General features: G+C 67.8%; 2 protein-coding genes. Both read left to right on the top strand.

Annotated elements, in window-relative coordinates:
• Nucleotides 1–406: hypothetical protein (locus AB1609_10460; protein MEW6046889.1), on the top strand; the 406-nt coding region annotated here is incomplete at its 5' end.
• On the top strand, nucleotides 403–1,172 hold a 770-nt coding region (locus AB1609_10455), incomplete at its 3' end, for an FAD-dependent oxidoreductase (GenBank protein MEW6046888.1). The genes AB1609_10460 and AB1609_10455, both read left to right, overlap by 4 nt.

Below are 1,172 nucleotides of genomic sequence, written 5' to 3'. Positions count from 1 at the left end.
TGAACTAGGCGTGGACGTGCTGAACGTTGCCGGGCTTGAAATCATGGCAGCCCTCCGCCCCGGGACCCCGCTTGAACTGGTGAGGGGGCTCAACGAGCTGGCATACGTCCACGTCGTCGAGGCGGCGGTTGTTCCGCCCGAGGGGTACGGGCGGCGCCTCACCCTGGCGGACGTGGCAATGTACCGGGCTATCGCGACGGCCACTGCGAAGCCGGTGGTGGTGCCCTCCGAACGGCGCATCGAACCGGGAGACATGGAATGGCTGCGGCAGGCCGGCATCTCGGCGGTGATGGCCGGCATCGTCGTGTTCGGAGAAGCGTCTCCCGAAGCGGTTGGCCGGACCGTCGAGGCGTTCGACCGTGCGGGGCGGTCTCCGAAGAGCGCATCCGGAGGCCTGGAACGGTGACGGCCGTATCTGGTGGCTCTTCTATCGGCCACAAGCGAGAGCTGGCTGCCGACGTCGTCGTATGCGGGGGCGGGCCGGCCGGCCTCATCGCCGCGGTGGCGGCCGCTCGGGAGGGCGCCCGGACCGTTGTCATCGAACGGCACGGGTTTTTCGGAGGAAACCTGACCGCCGGGCTCGTCAACCCCATGCAGACGTTTCACACGGCCGACGGATTGCAGGTGGTCGGAGGGCTAGCCCAGGAATTGGTCGACCGGTTGGTTCGGTTGGGTGGCTCGCCCGGCCATGTGCCCGATCCGGTCGGCTTCGTGGGTACCATCACGCCGTTTGAGCCGGAAACGTTCAAGCGCGTAGCCGACGAGATGATCGTCGAGGCGGGTGTTAGGGTACTGTTCCACAGCCTCGTCATGGACGTGGTCCAGGAGGGCGGCCGGATCAGATCCGTGGTGGCGGCGCACAAGTGCGGGTATACCGCGGTCAGCGGGCAGGTCTTCATCGATGCCACAGGTGATGCGGATGTGGCGGTACTGGCCGGGGAGGCCTGGGAAGGAGGCGGGCGGCCCGAGGCCGGGGTCCAGCCGATGACCCTGATGTTTCGCCTGTCAGGCGTGGACTGGGAGGCACTCCAGCGAGAGGTCCGGCAGCGTCCTCACAACTTCTTTCGCCCGGCGGCGGGGGCCACGCTCGTTTACGGAGCGGTCGGAGGGTTGTCCGGCTTCTTCGCAGAAGTCGACGCCGCCGTGCGCCAGGGGGAGTTGCCCCCAGTGCG

This window comes from Bacillota bacterium (assembly GCA_040754675.1).
Taxonomy (GTDB): Bacteria; Bacillota; Limnochordia; order Limnochordales; family Geochordaceae; genus Geochorda.
This window is presented reverse-complemented; position numbering and strand designations above follow the sequence as displayed.